General features: G+C 34.8%; 28 protein-coding genes. 20 read left to right on the forward strand and 8 right to left on the reverse strand.

Annotated features, from left to right (window positions below):
- The first annotated feature begins 121 nt into the window (after positions 1-121).
- A complete protein-coding gene (locus HMPREF2846_RS06560) occupies positions 122-1,042 on the forward strand; it encodes a diacylglycerol kinase (RefSeq protein WP_002481674.1) in 921 nt (306 codons plus the stop codon).
- A 67-nt stretch (positions 1,043-1,109) separates the two neighbouring features.
- Positions 1,110-2,471: a 23S rRNA (uracil(1939)-C(5))-methyltransferase RlmD gene (gene rlmD / locus HMPREF2846_RS06565; protein WP_070626224.1), complete on the forward strand. Its 1,362-nt coding sequence runs from the start codon at positions 1,110-1,112 to the stop codon at positions 2,469-2,471.
- A 116-nt stretch (positions 2,472-2,587) separates the two neighbouring features.
- Here the strand turns inward: rlmD and HMPREF2846_RS14700 are convergent, their stop codons facing one another.
- Positions 2,588-2,713: a hypothetical protein gene (locus HMPREF2846_RS14700; protein WP_256274452.1), complete on the reverse strand. Its 126-nt coding sequence runs from the start codon at positions 2,711-2,713 to the stop codon at positions 2,588-2,590.
- 463 nt (positions 2,714-3,176) lie between these two features.
- Here HMPREF2846_RS14700 and dinB point away from each other — a divergent pair, with 463 nt between their 5' ends.
- Positions 3,177-4,247: a DNA polymerase IV gene (gene dinB / locus HMPREF2846_RS06570; protein ID WP_002481671.1), complete on the forward strand. Its 1,071-nt coding sequence runs from the start codon at positions 3,177-3,179 to the stop codon at positions 4,245-4,247.
- Positions 4,248-4,290: 43 nt separating this feature from the next.
- On the opposite strand, the gene HMPREF2846_RS06575 is transcribed toward dinB, so the two are convergent.
- The gene (locus HMPREF2846_RS06575) at positions 4,291-4,848 is read right to left on the reverse strand and encodes a 3'-5' exonuclease (protein WP_023015864.1); all 558 of its coding nucleotides are present in this window, start codon (positions 4,846-4,848) and stop codon (positions 4,291-4,293) included.
- Between the two features lie 164 nt (positions 4,849-5,012).
- Between HMPREF2846_RS06575 and HMPREF2846_RS06580 the strand changes: the two genes are divergently transcribed.
- Together HMPREF2846_RS06580 and HMPREF2846_RS06585 are read left to right on the forward strand one after the other, a co-directional pair.
- A complete protein-coding gene (locus tag HMPREF2846_RS06580; RefSeq protein ID WP_002481669.1) occupies positions 5,013-6,329 on the forward strand; it encodes a lipid II isoglutaminyl synthase subunit MurT in 1,317 nt (438 codons plus the stop codon).
- Positions 6,326-7,045, forward strand: coding sequence for a lipid II isoglutaminyl synthase subunit GatD (locus HMPREF2846_RS06585; protein ID WP_023015863.1), 720 nt, complete (start codon positions 6,326-6,328; stop codon positions 7,043-7,045). The genes HMPREF2846_RS06580 and HMPREF2846_RS06585 overlap by 4 nt, the downstream gene beginning before the upstream one ends.
- Before the next feature lie 82 nt (positions 7,046-7,127).
- Here HMPREF2846_RS06585 and HMPREF2846_RS06590 read toward each other — a convergent pair whose 3' ends face one another.
- Positions 7,128-8,114 (reverse strand): FUSC family protein, encoded by a 987-nt coding sequence (locus tag HMPREF2846_RS06590; RefSeq protein WP_002481667.1) that lies wholly within the window; start codon positions 8,112-8,114, stop codon positions 7,128-7,130.
- A 219-nt stretch (positions 8,115-8,333) separates the two neighbouring features.
- Here HMPREF2846_RS06590 and map point away from each other — a divergent pair, with 219 nt between their 5' ends.
- From map to HMPREF2846_RS06615, 5 genes are all read left to right on the forward strand, one after another.
- Positions 8,334-9,098 carry a type I methionyl aminopeptidase gene (map, locus tag HMPREF2846_RS06595; RefSeq protein WP_060803962.1) on the forward strand — a complete coding sequence of 255 codons (765 nt, stop codon included), beginning with the start codon at positions 8,334-8,336 and terminating at the stop codon, positions 9,096-9,098.
- A gap of 115 nt (positions 9,099-9,213) precedes the next feature.
- Positions 9,214-9,609 carry a hypothetical protein gene (locus tag HMPREF2846_RS06600; RefSeq protein ID WP_002481665.1) on the forward strand — a complete coding sequence of 132 codons (396 nt, stop codon included), beginning with the start codon at positions 9,214-9,216 and terminating at the stop codon, positions 9,607-9,609.
- Positions 9,610-9,624: 15 nt separating this feature from the next.
- Positions 9,625-10,326: a cell wall-active antibiotics response protein VraT gene (gene liaF, locus HMPREF2846_RS06605; protein WP_002481664.1), complete on the forward strand. Its 702-nt coding sequence runs from the start codon at positions 9,625-9,627 to the stop codon at positions 10,324-10,326.
- Positions 10,323-11,366 (forward strand): sensor histidine kinase VraS, encoded by a 1,044-nt coding sequence (locus HMPREF2846_RS06610; RefSeq protein ID WP_070626226.1) that lies wholly within the window; start codon positions 10,323-10,325, stop codon positions 11,364-11,366. The genes liaF and HMPREF2846_RS06610 overlap by 4 nt, the downstream gene beginning before the upstream one ends.
- Positions 11,356-11,985, forward strand: coding sequence for a response regulator transcription factor VraR (locus tag HMPREF2846_RS06615; protein ID WP_002481662.1), 630 nt, complete (start codon positions 11,356-11,358; stop codon positions 11,983-11,985). The genes HMPREF2846_RS06610 and HMPREF2846_RS06615 overlap by 11 nt, the downstream gene beginning before the upstream one ends.
- Positions 11,986-12,055: 70 nt before the next feature.
- Here HMPREF2846_RS06615 and HMPREF2846_RS06620 read toward each other — a convergent pair whose 3' ends face one another.
- From HMPREF2846_RS06620 to HMPREF2846_RS06635, 4 genes are all read right to left on the reverse strand, one after another.
- Complete coding sequence (locus tag HMPREF2846_RS06620) at positions 12,056-12,634, reverse strand: beta-class carbonic anhydrase (protein WP_002481661.1); 579 nt, start codon at positions 12,632-12,634, stop codon at positions 12,056-12,058.
- A gap of 207 nt (positions 12,635-12,841) precedes the next feature.
- Positions 12,842-13,918, reverse strand: coding sequence for a YihY/virulence factor BrkB family protein (locus tag HMPREF2846_RS06625; RefSeq protein ID WP_002481660.1), 1,077 nt, complete (start codon positions 13,916-13,918; stop codon positions 12,842-12,844).
- Positions 13,919-14,048: 130 nt separating this feature from the next.
- A complete protein-coding gene (locus tag HMPREF2846_RS06630) occupies positions 14,049-14,339 on the reverse strand; it encodes a hypothetical protein (protein WP_002481659.1) in 291 nt (96 codons plus the stop codon).
- Between the two features lie 7 nt (positions 14,340-14,346).
- Positions 14,347-14,811: a low molecular weight protein-tyrosine-phosphatase gene (locus HMPREF2846_RS06635; protein WP_023015860.1), complete on the reverse strand. Its 465-nt coding sequence runs from the start codon at positions 14,809-14,811 to the stop codon at positions 14,347-14,349.
- A gap of 223 nt (positions 14,812-15,034) precedes the next feature.
- Here HMPREF2846_RS06635 and HMPREF2846_RS06640 point away from each other — a divergent pair, with 223 nt between their 5' ends.
- The 3 genes from HMPREF2846_RS06640 to HMPREF2846_RS06650 are packed head-to-tail and all read left to right on the forward strand — an operon-like array spanning position 15,035 to position 17,072.
- Positions 15,035-15,241, forward strand: a complete 207-nt coding sequence (locus tag HMPREF2846_RS06640) for a DUF1128 family protein (protein ID WP_002481657.1) — start codon at positions 15,035-15,037, stop codon at positions 15,239-15,241.
- A gap of 36 nt (positions 15,242-15,277) precedes the next feature.
- Positions 15,278-16,516: an aminopeptidase gene (locus HMPREF2846_RS06645; protein ID WP_070626228.1), complete on the forward strand. Its 1,239-nt coding sequence runs from the start codon at positions 15,278-15,280 to the stop codon at positions 16,514-16,516.
- Positions 16,517-16,574: 58 nt separating this feature from the next.
- Positions 16,575-17,072: an acyl-CoA thioesterase gene (locus tag HMPREF2846_RS06650; protein ID WP_070626246.1), complete on the forward strand. Its 498-nt coding sequence runs from the start codon at positions 16,575-16,577 to the stop codon at positions 17,070-17,072.
- Between the two features lie 68 nt (positions 17,073-17,140).
- On the opposite strand, the gene yfkAB is transcribed toward HMPREF2846_RS06650, so the two are convergent.
- A complete protein-coding gene (gene yfkAB, locus HMPREF2846_RS06655) occupies positions 17,141-18,292 on the reverse strand; it encodes a radical SAM/CxCxxxxC motif protein YfkAB (RefSeq protein WP_070626230.1) in 1,152 nt (383 codons plus the stop codon).
- 172 nt (positions 18,293-18,464) lie between these two features.
- On the opposite strand from yfkAB, the gene HMPREF2846_RS14365 reads away from it, so the two are divergent.
- The 7 genes from HMPREF2846_RS14365 to HMPREF2846_RS06685 all read left to right on the forward strand — a co-directional run bounded on the left by HMPREF2846_RS14365 (position 18,465) and on the right by HMPREF2846_RS06685 (position 23,947).
- Entirely contained in the window at positions 18,465-18,632 is a 168-nt protein-coding gene (locus HMPREF2846_RS14365) for an SE1561 family protein (RefSeq protein ID WP_096754677.1), read from the forward strand.
- A gap of 116 nt (positions 18,633-18,748) precedes the next feature.
- Positions 18,749-19,276 carry a type 1 glutamine amidotransferase domain-containing protein gene (locus HMPREF2846_RS06660; protein WP_070626232.1) on the forward strand — a complete coding sequence of 176 codons (528 nt, stop codon included), beginning with the start codon at positions 18,749-18,751 and terminating at the stop codon, positions 19,274-19,276.
- A 179-nt stretch (positions 19,277-19,455) separates the two neighbouring features.
- Positions 19,456-20,268 carry a monofunctional peptidoglycan glycosyltransferase SgtB gene (sgtB, locus tag HMPREF2846_RS06665; RefSeq protein ID WP_070626234.1) on the forward strand — a complete coding sequence of 271 codons (813 nt, stop codon included), beginning with the start codon at positions 19,456-19,458 and terminating at the stop codon, positions 20,266-20,268.
- A 176-nt stretch (positions 20,269-20,444) separates the two neighbouring features.
- Positions 20,445-21,248, forward strand: coding sequence for a recombination regulator RecX (gene recX / locus HMPREF2846_RS06670; RefSeq protein ID WP_023015857.1), 804 nt, complete (start codon positions 20,445-20,447; stop codon positions 21,246-21,248).
- The gene (locus tag HMPREF2846_RS06675) at positions 21,241-21,555 is read left to right on the forward strand and encodes a YfhH family protein (protein WP_002481649.1); all 315 of its coding nucleotides are present in this window, start codon (positions 21,241-21,243) and stop codon (positions 21,553-21,555) included. The genes recX and HMPREF2846_RS06675 overlap by 8 nt, the downstream gene beginning before the upstream one ends.
- 15 nt (positions 21,556-21,570) lie before the next feature.
- The gene (locus HMPREF2846_RS06680; protein WP_070626236.1) at positions 21,571-23,097 is read left to right on the forward strand and encodes an ATP-binding cassette domain-containing protein; all 1,527 of its coding nucleotides are present in this window, start codon (positions 21,571-21,573) and stop codon (positions 23,095-23,097) included.
- A 10-nt stretch (positions 23,098-23,107) separates the two neighbouring features.
- Entirely contained in the window at positions 23,108-23,947 is an 840-nt protein-coding gene (locus HMPREF2846_RS06685) for a hypothetical protein (RefSeq protein WP_070626238.1), read from the forward strand.
- Positions 23,948-23,975: the final 28 nt, after the last annotated feature.

Genomic DNA, 23,975 nt, shown 5'->3' on the forward strand with positions numbered 1-23,975 from the left:
GTTTTTTATTTTGATAAGGTGGTTTCAAAAACGAATTTCATTGATTTCAACCATTAATACTTTCAACTGAAGCGGAAATCATTTAAAATTGAAATTGAGTAAAAATGATGAGGGATTATTTATGAGAAAACGAGCTAGAATTATTTATAATCCGACTTCAGGCAAGGAATTGTTTAAAAAAATGCTTCCAGAAGTCTTGATTAAAATGGAACAAGCAGGATTTGAAACAAGTGCATATGCAACGCAAAAAGCAGGAGATGCGACGATTGAAGCAAAACGCGCATTGCATGAAGATTATGAAATGCTCATCGTTGCTGGTGGTGACGGCACATTAAACGAAGTGGTTAATGGGATAGCCGAACATCCGAATCGTCCTAAAATCGGTGTCATCCCAATGGGAACGGTAAATGATTTTGGTCGTGCCTTACATTTACCCACTGATATATTAAGTGCAGTAGATGTCATTATTAAAGGACATACAGTTAAAGTAGATATCGGTAAAATGAATAGCCGATATTTTATTAATTTAGCTGCAGGTGGACGTATTACTGAAGTCTCTTATGAAACTTCTAGTAAATTAAAAACATTTGTTGGACCATTTGCTTACTACATCAAAGGTATGGAAATGTTGCCGCAAATGAAAAATGTAGATGTCCGTATTGAATATGATCAAAAAGTCTTCCAAGGTGAAATTCTTTTGTTTTTACTTGGACTGACGAATTCAATGGCAGGCTTTGAAAAATTAGTGCCAGATGCGAAATTAGACGACGGTTATTTTACGTTGATTATCGTTGAAAAAGCGAATTTAGCAGAACTGGGTCATATCATGACTTTAGCTTCAAGAGGGGAACATATTAAACATCCGAAAGTCACATATGAGAAAGCAAAATCAGTTAATGTATCATCTTTTGAACAAATGCCACTTAATGTAGATGGGGAGTATGGTGGTCAATTACCTGCCAATTTCTTAAATTTAAAGCAGCATATTGAAGTATATACACCAGCTAATGTAGATAATAAAGAATTAATTGAACAAGATTAGAGAAGTAAGCAGATGAAAGGTTAGGACTTAATCACAAGCCTGACCTTTTTTCTATGGAGGTTACAGTGTGGAAACATTAAAGAAAAATCAAATCTTTACAGGCGAGGTTATCGACTTAACGCATGAAGGACATGGTGTAGTCAAAATAGACCGTTACCCAGTCTTTGTGCCGAATGCCTTGCCTAATGAAGAAATTGAATATAAATTAATCAAAGTAAATAAAAACTTTGCGATTGGTAAATTATTAGAGATTCATAAAGAAAGTGCTGAACGTGTGACGCCTCCATGTGTTTACTATAACAAATGCGGAGGCTGCCAGCTGCAACACTTAGATTATCAATCACAATTAACAATGAAACGTAATCAAGTTGTGAATCTATTTCACCGTAAAGGAAAGTTTGAGCAAACGGTTATCAATGATACAATCGGCATGATGAATCCTTGGAACTATCGAAATAAATCACAAATTCCTGTCGGCTTGAATAAAGAACAAGAAGCGATTATGGGCTTCTATCGCCAACGCAGTCACGATATTATTGATATGGATGAATGTATTATTCAAGACAGCATTCAAAACCAATTGATGCGTTCGATTCGTGCCTTACTAATAGAGCATGACGTATCCATTTATAATGAAAGAAAGAAACAAGGTTTATTACGTCATGTCATTATTCGAGTAGGCCATGTCTCACGTGAAGTGATGATTATTTTTGTGACGAACGGTAAAAAGTTTAAACAAGCTAAACCGATTGTTGAGAAATTGGTCAATGCGATGCCGAATATTAAAAGTGTCATTCAAAATATCAATGAAACACATTCAAATGTGATAATGGGCAAAACATCAAAAACATTATATGGTAAAGATGAAATTATTGATGAGTTGGATTCAGTGGAATTTGAAATCAGCGATCAGTCATTCTATCAAATCAATTCATCACAAACAGTTAAATTATATAATCAAGCGATGAAATACGCACAATTAACAGGCGAAGAAACAGTACTTGATACGTATTGCGGTATAGGTACTATTGGATTATATATGGCAGATAAAGCGAAACATGTCTATGGTGTTGAAGTCGTTCCTGCCGCAATTGAAGATGCGAAGAAAAATGCACAATTGAATGGCTACGATAATACAACTTTTGTCTGCGGTAAAGCTGAATCAGTGATTTTAGACTGGAAACAACAAGGCATTCAACCTGATGTTGTCATGGTCGATCCGCCACGTAAAGGTTGTGACGAAACATTCTTAAACACACTGTTAGAATTAAATCCGAAACGCATTGTCTATATTTCATGCAATCCAGCTACACAACAACGTGATGCCCAAATTCTTGCGCAAAACTATGCTTTAAAAGAAATCACGCCTGTCGATATGTTCCCACAAACAACACACATTGAGACAGTAGCATTGTTTGAAAGATTATAATCAAAAATTATGTATATCGAAACAACGAGGTTTTTCACATAGAAGATGCCTCGTTTATTTTGTGCAGTTATGTATAAGAAAGAGGCTAGGTGTGACCCCGGCCTCTTTGTTGAATATTAGTTATCATTATTTTCTTTTGAAGTCGTTTCTCCGCCTTTACGGCCGATTTCTTGGAAATGTTCTGAACTGTATTCTTCAGCTGTTTTTTCTCCACCTTTATGTCCAGCTTCTTCGTGACTCATTTTATTTTCATCGTTTGATCCATTGTTAGAATTTGATTGATTTTTGTCTGATTGTGATTGACTTGTGTTAGATTGAGCTTCTCCGCCTTTTTGACCAATCTCTTGGAAGTGTTCTGAGTTGTATTCTTATGCTGTTTTTTCTCCACCTTTACGTCCAGCTTCTTCATTACTCATTTTGTTTTCATTGTTTGTCATATTGAATCCTCCTTCTAACATGATTTGGCGACTAAAGAACAATTAAGTACTCGAGTCTAGTTAGTTATATCTTTTTATAATAAAGTCAAACAAAAAACAAATGAATTCTTTTTGTTAAGGTAATGTAAAGTTAATATAATTAATAATTACTGAAAATAATTAACGTATTTTAGTGAAATTCAAAAATGTCATAGGTAATAAATAATTAAAGCTTGCCAAGATAATATATAATAGATGATAAGTACATTGTTTAATGGAGGTGAATGGTATGGAAGAGCGACGTATTGTGCATATCGATATGGATTATTTTTATGCGCAAGTAGAAGTGAGGGATAATCCTAAATTGAGAGGGAAGCCTGTCATTGTCGGAGGAAAGGCAAGTGGCCGAGGCGTTGTGACAACGGCCTCATATGAAGCGAGAAAGTATGGGGTGCATTCTGCGATGCCAATGGCACAAGCACATAAACTTTGTCCGAATGGTTATTATATTCAACCTCGCTTTGATGTTTACAGAGCAACCTCTAAAGAAATTATGGATATCTTTAAAAGTTATACTGAAGTCGTTGAACCGTTATCGCTAGATGAAGCTTATTTAGATATCACGCATCTGGTACGTCCGGATCTTCCAGCATCTGCCATTGCACAGTATATTAGAAATGATATTTGGGAAAAGACCGGATTAACCGCTTCAGCCGGCATCTCCTACAATAAATTCCTCGCTAAACTCGCCAGTGGTATGAATAAACCGAACGGTATGATGATTATTAATTATCAAAATGTCCACGAGATATTAATGAACTTAGATATCGGCGGTTTCCCAGGTGTCGGTAAAGCAACCAAAGCCATTATGCATGAACATGGCATCTACAACGGTAAAGACTTATATGAAAAAGATGAACGCGAATTAATACGGATATTTGGTAAACGTGGACATGGATTATACGAGAAAGCCAGAGGACGCGGCACTAATATTGTTAAAGCACATCGTATCCGTAAATCAGTCGGCACTGAAAGAACCTTTACAACTGACGTTAATGATGATGAAGAAATATTATTGAAAGTCAGAGAGTTAAGTGAGAAGACAGCAGAACGATTGAGTCGTATTCAAAAATCAGGCAAAACTGTAACGGTAAAAATTAAAACACATCAATTTGAAACATTATCGAGACAACGTAGCTTAAGAGATCCGGTTAGAAATGAGATTGATATTTATAATATTGCTTATACACTTTACAACGAACTTAAAGATCCAGAGGTACCAATCAGGCTAATTGGTGTAACAGTGGGTAATTTAGAAAAAACAGAATATCAAAATATGTCGATATATGATTTTCTTTAGAAAAAATAACCGGTTGAACATTTATTCAGGTAAGTTCAATCGGTTATCCTTTATCTGTTAAATTTTTACCATAGACTGCAAGCATGTCAGATAAACTGTTGTAGTGCTTCAGTAATCTAAAAGTTATCATGGCACAAGCTTTCGCATCATTTAAAGCATCATGGTGTCCATGAAAATCTAAATGATAATAATCCATCATGTATTTTAAACCGTACCGTCGGTTATTAATGGTTCTACGAGCAAGTTGTAGTGAACAGAAGTAAGTCATATTAGGTGTCTGTAAACCTAAGGCTTGAATGCTGGCATGCATTACTGTCATATCAAATGCGGCATTATGCGCAACAACTGGTAAATTATCTATAAACTGCATCATGTAAGGCAACACAAAATTGAAGTCAGGCGCTGTTTCAACATCTTGAGGTTTAATGCCATGTACATTGATGTTTTGATTAGAAAAGTAGTCCTTAGGATTCACTAATGTATAAAACGTTTCAACAATTTCATTTTCAACTACTTTAACCATACCGACGGAACAAATACTTGTACGCTTACCGTTTGCGGTTTCAAAGTCCAACGCAACAAATGCATTTTGGTGTTTCAAAAGTAATTCGACCTTTCTATATGTGATGATTTAAGTAATAAAATACTACTGGATAGGAAAGTGAGAGTCAAGTGTTTGACTTTGATAGTGTTTATAGAATATTTTTAATTAAAGTCTGAGACGTGTTATAATTATTCAGGTTGATATTTAGAGGAGTGAAGCGAATGAGACAATGGACGGCGATCAACTTAGCCAAGTTAGCGCGCAGAGCCAGCCGTGCTGTAGGGAAACGCGGTACAGATTTACCAGGGCAAGTAGCCAGAAGAATTGATAAAAATATATTACGAAATTTAGCAGAACAAGTCGATGATGTTGTATTTATTAGTGGTACAAACGGTAAAACAACTACGTCGAATTTAATAGGTCATACATTAAAGGCCAATAATATAAAAATAATTCATAATAATGAAGGTGCGAATATGGCTGCAGGGATTACATCTGCATTCATCGTACAATCTCAACCAGATACAAAAATCGCAATTATTGAAATCGATGAAGGTTCTATACCAAGAGTGTTAAAAGAAATGACACCGACAATGATGGTCTTCACGAACTTCTTCCGCGATCAAATGGATCGCTTCGGTGAAATTGATATTATGGTTAACAACATCGCAGAAGCCATCAGTCATAAAGGCATTAAACTATTATTGAATGCCGATGATCCATTTGTGAGTCGTTTAAAAATTGCGAGTGAATCTAATGTCTATTACGGCATGAAAGCACATGCACATGAGTTTGAACAAAGTACGATGAATGAAAGCAAATATTGTCCGAACTGTGGTCGCTTATTAGTGTATGATTATATTCACTATAATCAAATCGGTCATTATCATTGCGAATGTGGTTTTAAACGTGAGCAACCGAAGTATGAAGTGTCTAAGTTCACAGTATCACCTTTTATTCATTTAACGATTGGTGATACAACATTCGATATGAAAATTGCTGGTGACTTTAATGCTTATAACGCCATCGCAGCGTATAGTGTTTTACGTGAATTAGGTTTAAATGATGAATCTATCCGTAAAGGCTTTGAAACATATACATCAGATAATGGACGTATGCAGTATTTCAAATCAGGTTCAAAAGAAGCTATGATTAATTTGGCGAAAAACCCAGCAGGGATGAATGCAAGTTTATCTATGGGCGAACAGCTTGAAGGCAAAAAAGTCTATGTCATCAGCTTAAATGACCATGCGGCAGATGGCAGAGATATTTCATGGATTTACGATGCTGACTTTGAAAAACTAAGCGAACAAGATATAGAAGCAATTATTGTCACAGGTAATCGTGCTGAAGAATTACAATTACGTTTAAAACTTGCTGAAGTGGATGTACCAGTTATTGTAGAACGTGATATTTATAAAGCGACAGCTAAAACAATGGATTATCCAAGTAAGACTGTCGCAATTCCGAACTATACATCACTTGCGCCGATGTTAGAGCAATTAAACCGTTCGTTTGAAATGAGGGAACAAAGATGAATGAATTAACGTTATATCATTTTATGACAGATAAATTGAATTTATATAGCGATATCGGTAATATCATCGCATTAAAACAACGCGCAAAATGGCGCAATATCAAATTGAACGTTGTTGAAGTCAATGAAACAGAAGGTGTAACTTTTGATGGATGTGATATCTTCTTTATCGGCGGCGGCAGTGACCGTGAACAAGCGCTTGCGACGAAAGAATTAAGTAAAATCAAAAGTAAATTGAAAGATGCCATAGAAGAAGGAATGCCTGGATTAACAATTTGCGGCGGTTATCAATTCTTAGGTAATAAGTACATCACACCTGATGGGACAGAGCTTGAAGGCCTAGGTATTTTAGATTTTTATACACAATCTAAAAAAGAACGTCTGACAGGTGATATTGTCATTGAAAGTGATACATTCGGAACAATTGTCGGTTTTGAAAATCACGGCGGCAGAACGTATCATAACTATGATACATTAGGAAAAGTAACGCATGGATTTGGTAATAACGATGAAGACGGTAAAGAAGGCATTCATTATAAAAACTTGTTAGGCACTTATTTACATGGCCCGATTTTACCGAAGAACCATGAAATTACAGATTACTTATTAGAGCAAGCATGTATTCGTAAAGGTATTCCATTTGAACCGCGTCAATTGGATAATACTGCAGAAGAAGCGGCTAAACAAGCCATTGTCGATCGCTTTGAAAATAAATAAGAAATACAAGATAGCACTAAAAGCTATAATTTAAATAAAAAGGTCACTTTTTGAAAATCAGTTCAAAAAGTGACCTTTTCTGTTAAGCATAACGTTCATCGAGAATACGATAAGTCATGAGAATTTCATAAATGATATGGCTTTTAACTTGTTGTTTTTCAAATTCATCTAAACGAATCACACTGCGTTTTAATATTTCAGCATCTTCATCTACACGTTCAAAACCACCTGTTTCTATAATTTCACTGATACTTTCTGCGATGTTCAAGATAGCTGTTTGTTCAGCTTTCGTGAAGTGAAACTTAGTGTTCTTAGGCAAATAGACAATGTTAGATAAATGGGTAATAAACAGGCGATCTGTATGTGCACGATTAGACAGTGCTTTAAGTTTAACCCAATCTTCTTGGTCTTTGTGGTATTCTAATTCGTCTTTTTGGTAACGAATTAATGTGTCTACTCGCAAGATGGCTGAAAGTAATTTTTCTAATTTTTGATTAGTTTTAGTAGAATTAAATTTTTCATTCACCAATTCTTTTAAACGTAGACTATAGAGATGATACATATCTGTTTCAACTTTTTGTGCGTTCTCAGCAACTTGATGGTAGTATTTCGGCGGTAAAACAATTAAGTTTACCAAACCAGCTGTAACCAAACCGATGACCGCTGTTAAAAGTCGTGAGAAGAAATTAAATAAATAATGATCTCCAATACCTGGTATCATGGCCATAGCGGTTAAAGTCGCAACTGTAATACCATCATGTAATTTTAATTTTGCGCAAATAAAGATTGTACAGGTGGCGCTCATCGCATAAGCAAGTGCTGATTTATCACTGAAAATATACGTAAAGAGTACAGCTAAGAGCGCACCGATAACAGTCGCAGGCAAACGTTTATATCCTTTTTTGAGTGATGCTTTTGCGGTTGGTTCAATGGTGACGATGGCGCTTAAAGTGGCATAAATCGGGTTAAGATTGAGCGCCATGCAAAAGAAGGCTGTCAAAAATGTGGCAAGTCCAGTTTTGATAGTTCTTGCGCCGATAATTTTGCGATACCATTTGTCTTGTGTCATAAAAAAATTTACCTCACTTGATGTCGGCAACTTTGTTGCAACATAGTTCCATTTGCAGTTATTAACGAATGAACTGCTTCTTACAGATTTAGTATAACAAACATTTTTTGCTATAATAAGAAAGAATGAGTGTTAATTATGATAATTTCGTATCATAATGAGACATATAAGCGCACGTGCGCTGCATTATCAATTATTGAATAAGGAAAGGGATCGCACATGATTGTAAAAACAGAAGAAGAATTATTAGGCTTAAAAGAAATCGGATATATTTGTGCATTAGTCAGAGATACAATGCAAGAAGCAACAAAACCGGGTGTAACAACTAAAGAATTAGATAACATTGCTAAAGATTTATTTGAACAACACGGTGCTTTGTCTGCACCTATCCATGATGAAAATTTCCCTGGTCAAACTTGTATCAGTGTAAATGAAGAAGTGGCACATGGTATTCCAGGTAAACGCAAAATCCGTGAAGGGGATTTAGTTAATATAGATGTATCTGCATTAAAAAATGGATATTATGCAGATACTGGTATTTCATTTGTTGTGGGTGAACCAAGTGACCCGATGAAACAAAAAGTATGTGAAGTTGCTGAAGAAGCGTTTGACAATGCAATGAAAAAAGTCAAACCAGGTAGCAAACTAAGTCAAATCGGTAAAGCAGTACACGCAACTGCACGTAAAAATGATTTGAAAGTTATCCGTAACTTAACAGGTCATGGTGTAGGCAGTTCACTACATGAAGCACCTAATTACGTTCTAAACTACTATGATCCAAAAGATAAAACATTACTAAAAGAAGGTACTGTGATTGCAGTAGAACCTTTCATTTCTTCTAATGCAACATTTGTAACTGAAGGTAAAAATGAATGGGCTTTTGAAACAAGCGATAAAAGTTATGTCGCACAAATCGAACATACGGTTATTGTGACGAAAGATGGTCCATTATTAACAACGAAAATAGATAAAACAGAAGAATAATTCCTTGGTATTATGGGAATTAGGACTAAAGTATGAAAGTAAAATGGTTCCAGAGCCTATCGTGAGGCGTCTGGAATTATTTTATAATGGAATCAATCATAAATGAGGTGATTCCATGAATATCATAGCAATTTATTTAGACAAACTTTATCACACTACAGTTAAATACAGTATTACGAATTGCCAAGCGCATTTAAACAGAAAGTTACATTCAACTAAACAATATATCGCTTATTTAAACCGCAAAAGACAAAATATCGTGGCATATATTGAACAATTGACAACTGAAGTAGAAAATAAATACATCGATTTGATGGATCAATATCAAATCAGCAATGTACAACGCATGGAAAATATCAATAATGCAGAGTTGTCTGCATTAATGCATGACTTAAACGAAGCAGAATCTGATTGTGCAAGAATTGAAGCAGATTTATCAGAGCAAAATAAAACACGTATTACGCTTGAAAGAGAATGTGATATGATTGCACAAATGAGTTTAGTTGCATAGAAAAGGTGGCGAAACATGACCAATAAGTATATCTCAACTGAGATGTTGATAATATTTACAGCATTAATGATTATAGCCAATTTTTACTATATCTTTTTTGAAAAAATCGGCTTTATTCTCGTATTATTATTAGGGATTATCTTAATGTACGTAGGCTATCTTTATTTCCATAAAGTCCGAGGTCTGTTGGCCTTTTGGATTGGTGTATTAATGATTGCCTTTACACTGCTCTCTAACAAATATACGATTATTATTCTTTTTATTTTCTTAGTGCTGATTATTATTCGTTATATCGTCTTCAAATTTAAACCGATGAAGATTATTGCTTCTGATGAAGAAGTTACTTCACCGCAATTTATTAAACAAAAATGGTTCGGTAATCAAAGAACTCCTGTTTATGTTTATAAGTGGGAAGACTTGCAAATTCAACATGGCATCGGCGATATCCATATTGATTTAACGAAAGCAGCAAATATTAAAGAAAATAACACGATTGTGATGAGACACTTCATTGGTAAGATTCAAATTATTGTGCCGATGAATTACAATATCAATCTTCACGCAGCAGCATTTTATGGTAATGCGACTGTGAATCAGAATACGGTTAAGATTGAAAATAATCATATCCAAATGACTGAAGAAACAAAAGAAGAAAACTATAACATCAATATTTATACTTCGACATTTATTGGTGATGTTGAGGTGGTTTATAGATGAACCACTATATCAGAGCCATCGGTTCGATGCTGATATTGAACTATAGTATTTTAGCGATTTTCTTTTTTATAGACAAAGTATTCGTCAACATCATCTACTTTCAAGGAATGTTTTACACGCAGATTTTCGGCATTCCTGTTTTCTTATTTTTAAATATTATAGTGATTTTGATGAGTATTATTGTTGGTTCTGTGTTAGCGTATAAAGTGAACGAACAAAATGATTGGATTAAAACACAAATTGAACATTCCATTGAAGGGGAAGTTGTCGGTATTAATGATCAAAATATCGAACTCTACCAAGAAACTTTGGATATCTATCATACACTTGTGCCATTAAACCAAGAATTACATCGACTACGTATTAAAACACAAGATTTGACCAACGAAACATATAATTTAAATGACGTTAAAGTGAAGAAAATTATAGAAGATGAACGCCAGCGTTTAGCTAGGGAATTGCATGATTCAGTTAGTCAGCAATTATTTGCGGCAAGTATGATGTTATCGGCGATTAAGGAATCACCACTTGAACCGCCACTTGATCAGCAAATTCCAACACTAGAAAAGATGGTCCAAGATTCGCAACTAGAAATGCGTGCATTGTTATTACATTTAAGACCGCTTGGCTTAAAAGATCGCTCACTTGGGGAAGGAATTAAAGATCTTGTTGTGGACTTACAAAAGAAAGTGCCTATGAAAGTAGTTTATGATATTGAAGACTTTGAGGTACCAAAAGGCATAGAAGATCATTTATTCCGTATCACCCAAGAAGGGATTTCCAATACACTGCGACATGCAGAAGGCACAAAATTAACGATAGATTTATTTAATAAAGATGATTATCTGTTATTGCGTATTCAAGATGATGGTAAAGGCTTTGATGTAGATGAAAAAATGGAGAAAAGCTATGGATTGAAGAATATGCGAGAGCGAGCATTAGAAATCGGGGCAAAACTGCATATTGTTTCTTTGCCTGGGGCAGGGACAAGAATTGAAGTGAAGGCTCCATTGAATAAGGAGGAAAATGATGGCGATTAAAGTATTATTTGTCGATGACCACGAAATGGTTCGTATCGGCATCTCAAGTTATTTATCTACACAACCTGATATAGAAGTCGTCGGGGAAGGCAAATCAGGTAAAGAAGCAATTGAAAAAGCTCATGAATTGCAGCCTGATTTAATCTTGATGGATTTGTTGATGGAAGACATGGATGGCGTAGAAGCTACAATGCAGATTAAAAAAGATTTACCTCAGATTAAAGTATTGATGCTGACAAGTTATATTGAGGATAATGAAGTGTATCGTGCTTTAGACGCTGGGGTAGACAGTTATATTCTAAAAACGACGAGCGCAAGTGATATCGCAGAAGCGATTCGTAAAACATATCGTAACGAAGCGGTGTTTGAAGCGGAAGTACTTGTTAAAATGCGTAATCGCATGAATCAACGTGCTGAATTATATGAATTATTAACAGATAGAGAAATGGAAATTTTATTGTTAATCGCAAAAGGTTATTCTAACCAAGAAATCGCCAGTGCGTCACATATTACGATTAAAACAGTTAAAACACATGTGAGTAATATACTAAGCAAGCTAGAAGTTCAAGATAGAACACAAGCTGTTATTTACGCATTCCAACACGATTTAATTCAATAAAAGAAAAGGCAAGATTGAAAATGAGTGCTTTCAATCTTGCCTTTGTATTATCCATAATACAGTTTATGTACTATTTATTTTTTTCTGCCAGTTCATAGCCATCTTGGATTAATTCTAATTCGCCAGTATGCGGATCAATCACAAGACCATGAATTGGTACTTTTTTATCAAATAATGGATGATGATAAAGCATATCAATATTATGTTTAACATTATCACTTGCGTTTTCGAAGCCTTCTAAGAAGTTGTCCACGTCTACACCAGAGTGTTTGATAATATCAAACGTTTCATCAGTAACGCCACGTTCTTTCATTGCATCTTTTACAGTATTTACGTCTAAACTACCCATGCCGCAGTCTTTGTGTGCCATAATAATAATTTCTTCAGCACCTAATGCATAAATACCAACTAATAAACTTTTAATTGTAGAACCGTATGGATGCGTAATAATAGCGCCTGCATTTTTGACTACTTTTAAATCTCCGTTATTAAAACCTAAAGCTTTTGTGCCTAAGTCTTGTAAACGTGTATCCATACAAGTGAATAATACTGCTTTTTTATTTGGTTTTTTACTTGTGGAATAGTTTTCAAACTCTTTGTTTTCCACAAATTCCTTATTGTAAGATAAAATACTGTCTAATAATGTCATCTTATTTACACTTCCTGTATCCTGAATTTAGTTGTTTTGTTATATCAAGATGAATTGACTGTCATGACTAGTTCACAAAAATGTCACTAACCAAATATTATCATACCCTAATGAATACATAAAATAACATGTTTTTAAAAAATAAAAGAAAAAGAGCAACATCAACTTTGATTTTATACAAAGTGACTTGCTCTTTAAGTAATATGATTATCTTTCAGTATGAGGATTCTGCATTTCTGCACGTTCAAATTCACGTTCTTCAAGTGAATCTCCGTGTTTCAATGTTCTGCGTTGGTTAATAATCGCATTGATCTCAGCACCGACAATGATGATGAAACCAGTGATATATAGCCATAACATTAACACGATGATACCACCGATACTGCCGTATGTTTTAGAGTAGTTTGAGAAGTTTGAAACATAGAAACCAAACGCTGCAGTACCTAGAATCCATACTATTGATGCGAAAAGTGCACCTGGTAATACAGATTTGAATTTAATTTTGATATTCGGTGCTAGGGCATATAGTGTTGAGAATAATAAGAAAATCACGATAAATGGTAATAAGAATCGTAAAATACTAAATACCCATTTCACTTGGCTATCAAGTCCAAGCGGACCAAATAATAAATGACCGATTTGTTGACCGAAAACTGGTAAGATTAAGGCCGCAATAAATACTGCACCCATAATCACAGTGAATAGCACACTGATTAATTTCAATACGATAGGGTTTCTGCCGTCTTCAACATCATATGCTACGTTGAACGCGTTCATTAAGGCTGTCATACCATTTGAGGCAGACCAAAGTGCCAAAATCAAACCTACTGATAAAATACCGCCGCTGGCATTTTTCATAATATCTTCGATAATACCTGTCAGTAGATCCGCTGTAGAAGCAGGTGCATTTTTTGCAATCATACCGACAATTTTATTTCTATCGATTTGGAATAATGGTAAAAGTGAAAGCAAAAATAGCAACATAGGGAACAGTGATAACATAAAGTAATATGAAAGCTGTGCTGCTAAGCCTGTCGCATCATCTTTACCAATTCGATAAATTAAAAATGAAAAGAAATTGGAATCTTTCGTATATTTAGCCGGTTTGTTATTTCTAGCTACAAAGAATGTCTGATTTGATTTTTTTGGTGACTTAGATTTGAATTCTTGCGGTGCCACATAATTATTATGATCTTCGTGTGTAATACCCTCAGACTTTTCTTTTACTTTTTGAAAAATCCCTTCTTTTTTATTATTTTTGTCTTTTTCATTTGAATGAGACATAACATGTACTCCTTTATTACTATATTCAGTTGGTCAATGAGTTGAAAAAAGGGGGATAGAACTTAGATGAGTAAAACTCACTTAAGTTTATCCCTATAGTCAACGCATTGTAATGCTCTTAAACCTATAATTAGTTTAAGTGTTTATCGTTTTGTTTACGCTCTTGTAACGTGTTTTTCGCATTTTTCAATGCACGTTCTAATTCTGGGTTATTGCGACGAATTTCTTCGATAGCATCTTTCCAGTAAAGAACTTCTTCTTTGATTACGCTGATTTTTGAAGGTCCTCTGTCAGAACGTTTACCTTCTTTTAAGTTCTGAATACTACTTTTTAATGCATTTCGCGTATTTTTGTCAGCTAATGTAATTGCTCCGCCGACTAAAGCGCCTAATAAAATGCCTGGTACTAATTTGTTATTCATAATTTATCTACCCCTCTTTAGAATTTGTGTCTTTAAGAATGTAATCAATTAAATTATCACATGATGATTGTACCATATCGAATACACCCTCAAAATTATTTGTATAGTAAGGATCAGGTACATCTTGTTCTTCCATATCGCTGAATTCCAACAATTTGAATAATTGGCCCTTCAACTCTGGATTGATACGCTTAATGTTATCCACATTACTTTGATCCATCGCAATAATGTAATCAAAGTCATCCGTAGATTCAAATAGTTCACTGATCATACCGTCAAAAGGTATGTTGTGAGTATTTAGAATGCGTTGTGTTCCTTCGTGAGGTGCTTGGCCTAAATTCCAACTGCCTGTACCGCGTGAGACAACTTCAATGCCTTCTATACCGCGGTCTTTCAGACGTTGTTTCATAATTGCTTCAGCCATTGGAGAACGACAAATATTGCCTAAACAGACAAATGCTACTGTAGTCATATTTTACCTCCAAATTATTTTTCAGCCGGATAAATAAAGCGTATGATGAACATAGATACAAGGTATACCTAACGTTCCATAGATAATATTTACCCGAACTCTGATGAAATAACCCATATAATATTATCTTATCGGTTTTTAACCAACATCTAAAGAGTAAATTATCAAAAGTTTTCAGGAATTGTTGAGTTTGATAATATATAAACATAAAGAGGTGATTTAAATGTCAGAAACAAATAGAGATATGATCATTGATATCAGAGAGAAACTAAACGTGGTAAACGTTAATCTAATCGATCCTGATAAATTTGAAGATGCAGATGAAGCTAAAATCAAAGAAATTCATAGCTTTGTTACTTCAAAAGAAAAATTTTCACCAAGTGAAGTGACTGCCATCGCATCTGAATTAGGCGAACTACGACAATCGTAAGAACAAACAGCAGTCAGAATAAGGAGGAACTTTGTTATGTCACAATTACAAGAAAAGCTAAAACAATATGCACAACTTATCGTAGATGTCGGTATGAATGTGCAAGAGGGGCAACCAGTATTTATTCGTTCATCAGTAGATGCTTTAGAATTAACGCATGATATCGTTGAGGCAGCATACAAACGCGGCGCTTCTGATGTAAGAGTAAAATATGCAGATGATACATTAAGACGTTTAAAATTTGAACATGAATCTGTAGAATACTTCGAAGAAAATGATTTGAAAGATTATGATATTGAAGAACGTATGGATTATGTAAAACGTGGTGCTGCGAATTTAGCTTTAATGAGTTCTGACCCTGATTTATTAAGTGATGCAGATAGTGCTAAAAAAGCAGCTTTCGGCAAAGCTTATTCAAAAGGATTCAAAGGATATATGGAAGCAATTCAAAATAATGACTTACCATGGTGTGTAGTCGTATATCCGAACAAAGCATGGGCACAACGTGTCTATCCTGAATTAGATGCTGAAGCAGCTTATGAAAAATTCATTGATGAATTATTAGACATTGTTCGTGTAGATGGTAATGATCCGATTGAAAACTGGAATCAACATATCCAAAACTTAAGTGAACACGCTAAATATCTACAAAACAAACAATATTCAGCACTTCACTATGTTTCAGAAGGTACAGATTTAACAATTGGCTTGCCTAAGAATCATTTATGGCAAGATGCGACAAGTTTCACAAATGATGGACAAGAATTTATTGCCAATATCCCAACTGAAGAGGTATTTACAGCCCCTGATCGTAATCGTGTAAACGGTCATGTGACAAATAAACTTCCGCTCAGCTATAACGGAACGCTGATCGATGGCTTTACGCTTACATTTAAAGATGGCAAAGTTGTAGATTTTTCTGCTGAAAAAGGGGAAGAAGTATTACGTGACTTACTTGATACTGATGAAGGTTCAAGATATCTAGGGGAAGTCGCGTTAGTTCCAGACGATTCACCGATTTCAAATCGTAATCGCGTCTTTTATAACACATTGTTAGATGAAAATGCTTCTTGCCACATCGCATTAGGCGCTGGTTATCCGTTTACGATAATTGGCGGTACAGAAATGACACGTGAACAATTAACAGAAGAAGGTTTAAATGATGCGTTTATTCATGAAGACTTCATGATTGGCAGCGCAGATTTAACGATTTATGGTATCACGCAAGATGGGGAAGAAGAGATTGTGTTTAAAGACGGTAACTGGGCTTACTAAAATAAATATAATCAATTCATAAAGGAGATCAATTGTGGAACAAAGAGAAAGTAAACCAATGTCAGCATCAAAAACTGTAAAAGATCGTCAAGTATATCCGCAAGATACGAATCATCATCATACTATGTTCGGTGGACTCTTAATGGCGAACATTGATGAAATTGCGGCAATCTGCGCTATGAAACACAGCAGTACGCCAGTTGTTACAGCTTCTACAGATTTAGTGGACTTTTTATTACCTATTCGTAATGGAGATATTATTTCATATGAAGCAATGGTTTCATACGCTGGTTCAAGTTCAATGGAAGTTTGTGTACAAATCATTCTTCAAGATATCATCAATGATAAAAAACATATGGCAGCACTCAGCTTCTTAACATTTGTAGCGTTAGATGAAAACGGCAAACCAACAGAAGTACCAGATGTTTATCCTGAAGGTGAAATTCAAGAATGGTTCCATAGTACTGCGCCTGCACGTGTAAAACGCAGAAAAGAACGTCGTCAAGAAAGTAAAGATACCTTAGAGTTCTTAACGAGAAGACGACATATTGAATAAAATAAGCAATTAAAAATGGCATCTCAACATAAAATGAAGTGTTGAGATGCCATTTTGTATTATTAACATTATTGTTGTTGGAAGATGCGATGCATCATTTTTTCTTTTTCTCGGAAATCAGTATTTGGATAATACATATTTTTTACTAGTAAGTTCGGTCCTAAGCAATGTACCGGTGCACAATGACAATTCAAACTTTGTGCTAAGTCTGAAGCGAGCCATTTGTCGAAAACATCTGTAAGACGATCGGTTTGGATATTAGAAATAGAACCTGTCTCATCGCCGAAGTCTGTCACAATCACATCGCCAGTAAAGACATTGACGTTCAAACGGCTGCGGCCGTCTGGATCATTACGTAAGCTGACGTTTTTTGCTGAACGCAGTTGTTTGAATAATTGTGCATCGTCTTCATCTTGAATGCATGGGTAAATCGGTAGTGTCCCAAACAACATCCATACAGATTCGTCACGAATTTCTAAAAGATGACGTATAGTTTCTTTAATTTCTTTCAAACTAAGTACGTTAAGCTGACTCGCAAAATCAGATGGATACATCGGATGAATTTCATGTCGACTGCATTTCATATCATTTACCACTTCACGATGAATTTTTTCAAGGTAAGGTTTCGTGCTTTGGTTCAACATCGTTTCAGCAGAGACAAACATGCCTTGTTCAGATAATGTTCTAGAATTCTCAATCATTTGTTCATAAAGTTTGAGTTTTGCTCTAAGCGGCGGCTGTTTTTCCATTGCACCGAATCCAACTGTAGCGAATTCATCCGTTGTTCCCCAGTTGTGTGAAATATGCATCACGTCTATGTATTCAGCAATATCTAAATAGCGATCTTGCGGTAAAGTTAGATTAGAGTTCATTTGTGTATAAATACCGCGATCATAGGCATATTTTAATAGCGGTTTAACCACATTTCGAATTGATTTCTTAGAAAACATCGGTTCGCCGCCTGTGATAGATAGGGTACGTAAATTAGGAATTTCATCTAAACGTTTAAACATTAATTCCATTGGAAGCGGTTCAGGGTCTCTTGTTTGTAAGGTATAACCGACAGCACAATGACTGCAGCGCATATTACATAAATTCGTTGTGGTGAATTCAATATTGCTTAACTGCAAGCTGCCGAACGCTTCGACATCGTTGTATGCCTCCCAAGGATCATTTGCTATAGTAATCGGCTTTTTAATATTCGTAGATTGGCCAATCATAATTTTGCCTTCTTTCTATACAATGTATTTCTTAATAAAAAAGGGGTAATGTGAAGTGAAAGATTCAAATCACAAAAGATGAGTCATTCCATATTATTAATATTCTAGTGAATTTTGTCAATCGCATGTTAGAATAGAATTATATTTTTAAAGAAGGAGCCTTATCATGAAAATGAGCGAAAATGAATTAATTACGAACATTAAAACGAGATTATCTGAATTTGTAGATGAAATTGATCATGTGGATCCAGATAAAGTCAGTGTTGAAGATGTTGATGAATGGATTGGTTTACTAGACCAATTAGAAGAAAAAGTAAAACTTTATCAACGTGAGAAGTAAGGTCCCATACTTTCTATGTTTAAATCATGACATTTTGGTCTATACAATAAGTACAATCAAAGACAAAAGTAATTCTGAATACAATTTATTGTATAGAATAGAAAGGTGATAAATAAATGGCACAAACAGTAGCAATTATTTTAGGTAATGACTTTGAGGATATTGAATTAACTAGTCCAAAAGAAGCAATCGAAGAAGCAGGCTACAATACAGTGATTATCGGCTCAGAAGCTGGAGAAGAAGTCGTAGGTAAACACGGTACAAAAGCTAAAGTTGATGTAGATATCGGCTCAGCTGAACCAAGCGATTATTCAGCATTATTAATTCCAGGCGGATTCTCACCAGACCATTTACGTGGAGACGTAGAAGGAAGATATGGTACATTCGCAAAAGCATTTATTAAAGAAGATGACCCAATCTTTGCGATTTGCCATGGTCCACAAGTATTAATTGATACTGATGATTTAAATGGCCGTACGTTAACAGCGGTATTAAACGTACGTAAAGACTTGGAAAACGCAGGTGCACATGTTAAAGATGAATCAGTAGTCGTTGATAAAAATCTTGTAACAAGCCGTACACCTGATGATTTAGATGACTTCAACAAAGCGATTGTTGATACTTTAAAAAACAATGAAAAATAAGCAGTTATAAGCTTAGCCGGAGTATCTATAAGATATTCCGGTTTTTTACATATCCAGGAGTATCAATGTGTACTACTCAAGACCGATTTTGTGTCAAAACGTATAATTCTTATTTCATATCAAACAGTTCTCAATTATAATATGTGTGAAATACTAAAATAGATTGAGGAGATCTGTGTATGAAAAGAAGCGAAAGGCTATCGAGGTCTCAACGTGAGACAACAAGAGGCACACAGAATACACCCCATTATAATACTTATTATCAACCCGTAGGTACACCGCCGAGAAAAAGAAAAAGCAAAGGGCTATTTTTAAAATTACTTATTGGACTCATTATTGTAATTGCACTCTTCTTTGGTGTGATGTATGCATTGTCATCACGTGCCAATGTAGAGGACTTAAAAACCATTGAAAATAAATCTACGTTTGTTCCAATCAATGATATGCCGAATTATACTAAAGGTGCTTTTATCGCTATGGAAGATGAGCGATTCTATGACCATGGCGCATTTGATGTGAAAGGTATATTTAGGGCACTGTTCACGACATTAAGTGATCAATCGGTACAAGGTGGCAGTACAATCAGTCAACAAGTTGTTAAGAATTATTATTATGGAAATGAACAAAGTTTTACACGGAAAGTGAAAGAAATATTGGTCGCATCGCGTATGGAACGGGAATATTCTAAAGAAGAGATATTGAGCTTTTACGTTAATAATATTTATTTTGGTGATAATCAATATACTATTGAAAGTGCTGCAAATCATTACTTTGGTACAACGACCGTCGCAAACAGTCAAAATATGCCGACGATTAGTGTGCTTCAAAGTGCCATTTTAGCAAGTAAAATTAATGCGCCAAGTGTATATGATGTCAATAATATGTCACAGAACTATATTAACCGTGTCAAAATCAATTTAGAAAAGATGAAGCAGCAAGGTTATATCAACAATGAACAATATAAAACAGCATTAGCTCAGTTAGGCGTTTAATGCGATTTCAGGCAATCAGTATATTCAGCTGCATTGCCTTTTTTATATGTCGCATGCTTAAAAGAGACAATGTATGTTACTTGTGTAAATTCAGGAGGATAATGCTATAAAAGTACATGCATTTGTTTTACAATAAGTATCGATACCGTTATGAATTTAAGAGAAGAGGTGAGACCATGCCTAAAATTACAATGATTGAAGTTCAAAAGAAAAATAAAGAGCGGTTTAATTTATACTTAGACGGTGCCTTTGAGATGGGTATCGATATGGATACTTTAGTACACTTTAATTTAAAAAAAGGCGATGCGCTCACTGCTGAAGATATGATGCATATTCAAAAGTATGAGCATTATCGCTTAGGGTTACATTACGCTGTTCAATATCTTTCATATCGTAAAAGAACTGAACAAGAAGTCATTACACATTTACAAAAACATGAAATCAATGAGGTAGCTATTGCAGAAGTCATTGCTTATTGTCATCAAGAAGGCTATATTGATCATCAAGATTATGCGGAAAGTTTAAAAAATACTATGATTCGGACTACTGATAAAGGGCCTGAAATTTACAAACAAAAGCTTTATAAAGCCGGAGTCGAAAAGAATATTATTGAAGATTATGGCGAACGTTATGAACAAGAACAACCGCTTGAAGATATCGTTGCGCTTGCTGATAAATTGATGCATCAAAAGAAAGGGCCGATGAAGAAGCGGACAGATAAAGTGAAACAATCATTATTACAAAAAGGCTATTCATTCGAGATGATTAATGAAGCGATGCAAGCCTTAGATTTTGAACCAGATACAGATGAAATTGATGCTTTATTGCAAAAGGAATTAGAAAAAGTGTATCGTAAAAATGAACGCAAATATAGCGGGCAACAACTTGTGATGAAAACAATAGAAGCACTTCTCAGAAAAGGCTATGAGTATGATACAATTAAAGATAAATTAAGAGAAAGCGGGATTAGCGATGACTGAGAAAAGTTTAAGCGAAATGACTAAGAGTGAAATTTTAAATGAAATACAAAAATATAAAGAAAAAATGCGTAAAGCAGAAATGAACGGCATTTTAAATGAATATGATGTCTACCGTACAAAAGTCATCATTGCGGAAAGTTACTTAGTAGATACAGATAAAATTGAATTCGGTAAACTTTATGAATTAAATGATGGTACGAAACGTTATATGCGTGTAGATCGTTTGAAAGGTGTCTTTGCATGGGGCAAAATCCTGCATAGCGGACTAAGTGAAGAAGGCATCCCAGTCGCATTATTAAAACTTTAGAAGGATGTAGAAATTATGGCGAGTTCGATTGTATTAAAATTACTGAATATTACACATTATTATCGTAAAAAGAATAGAAAAAAATGGTATCTGCCGTATGGTTATGATGCTGAAGATATCGAATTGAATAATGTGTCACTTCACTTATATCAAGGAGAATCATTAGGTATTATAGGGGAGCCTGGTGCGTCGAAAACGTTAATCGGCAGAATCTTAGCCGGTGAAGTTAAACCTGATAAAGGGCGTATCCGACGTAACGGCAGTTTATATTTCGGAGATATCGAAGATAAACATTTACACGAAGAAACGGTGACTGCACTTGTTCAAAATGCAGTGGAATTATTTACATATACGGTTTCTGGACATAAAGTCGAACAAATTTTGCGCTATGCTGATTTATATGAGCAGAAAGATAAGCTAGTTTACCAGTTAACTGATCGTGAGTATGCACAATTAATTGTAAGTTTAGCACGTACGTCTAAAGCAGATATCATTATCTTTAATCATGTATTAAGTGAATTGGATGATGCATTTATGGAGAAAGCCATAACACTTTCGCAAGATTACATAGATGATGAACTTACAATGATTACAATCGATGATAATTTAAAGGTTATCCAGGCAGTATGTAACTATGCCGTATGGATTTCACATGGTCAATTACGTATGGAAGGTCCATTGAGTCGTGTGTTACCTGCATTTAAAGAACATGAACGAGACCGTCAATCATTAAAAACTGAAGATGAAAAAGCGCAGTTTGATGTAGACTGGAAAGAAAAACGTACGCGTATTCCTGAAATGTCTTATAACTTCAAACGAATTGAACGTTATAAACACGCAAAACCGACACCTTTCTTGGCACGTGTTATCGGTTGGAGTGTTTTGTTACTGATCGGCTTTATTTTTACAGCGGTATTGTTGTTTAACAATTTAGGGATTGTGCATTTTGCGCAAAACACTGAACAAAGTAAATTACAAGCTCAGAAAAAAGGTGTATTTGATGAGACTTTGACCTACGGTATTGTGATGAATAACAATATTGAAGTTAAAGGGATTGACCATAAACAAAAAGTGAAGCTGCCGAAATATACATTTGTGACGATTACTGGAGAAAATGATAATAAATATCGACTGGTTATCGATGATAAATCTTATGTAATTGGTAAAAATAAATTATATCATTTCAATCCAGCAGGTCTTTATGAAAGACATAGTAAAGATACACTCGAAGATTACATGAAGTCTAATTATATTAATTATATAGATTTCTATAATAGTCACTTAGGTCAATCTCATAAGAAAGCAGTTAAAAGTTTAGTTCCTGAGAAAGATCAACGTTTTGTTGCGCCAGTCACACAACAGCCTGTAGATTTATTGTTCAATGATAATGATCATTTAACAGGATTTGTATTCCCGATTGTTGATAAAGACAAATTAAAAGATAAGTTTGATATTCAAGGGGATTACTGGGTCACAAAATCAGGCAATGGTTACTTTATTGCTGATTTGAAAGATAATAAATGGATTTATATAGAATTGTAGGTGAGACCGTTTGATAGATAAATTGATAAATTTTTATTATAGCTTGCCGCAAATGATGAAACATTTAATGGGGAGTTTGAAGCGGAATTGGAGATGGTTCGCGATTCCGCTTGTAGCTTCAGTGTTGTTATTACTCGTAATGTTGCTGTTTTTAAAAATTATTAACGCGACAGAAGAAACACAAGCTGTGTGGTATTACCGCTTCATCGGTTTCATCACATTATCTTGGACACTTGTTACTTTATATTTCAACACAATGCGTTATCGCAGAGATTATTATGAATATAAGAACTATGACTATCCAACCGCTTTTAAAAGTATTATCTATACACTGATTTTTTCAGTAGGATTATTACTTTCTATCGCATTAGTTGTCCTGGTCAAACCCGTCAACTTAGATAGTTCATTTTGGGCTATTGGCTTTTACTGGGTCATGTGGAATTTATTTGTGATGATTGTTTCGCAAGTATTAGGTTTAGTAAGAATGATCAGCCGTTACAATATTTTTGATATGACACTCTATATCGTATTTGCGGTTATGTTTATTATCGTACCGATCTTTTTCATTCCAGGTCCACATAAATCAATTTGGATGCATATTTTAATGTTGAATCCATTATTTTATTTAGTTTCTGGTATTGAAGAAGCTGTGATTATCGGTGTTAATAGTTTGGGCAATATACCTTATCATTTCTTCTTTATTGTATGGTTAGGGATCGCAAGTCTATTATTATATATTCTAAGACCACATATCGCATATGAGAAGTTTAGAATGACAACTAATCGTTCTATTCATTTAAAAAATACGGCTGAACCTGAAAAGGTGAAAAACTCCAATTTTGATCATTAATCAAATGAGTTTAGGTATATTAAAATAA

The sequence above is a fragment of the Staphylococcus sp. HMSC056G08 genome, assembly GCF_001812305.1.
Taxonomy (GTDB): Bacteria; Bacillota; Bacilli; order Staphylococcales; family Staphylococcaceae; genus Staphylococcus; species Staphylococcus simulans.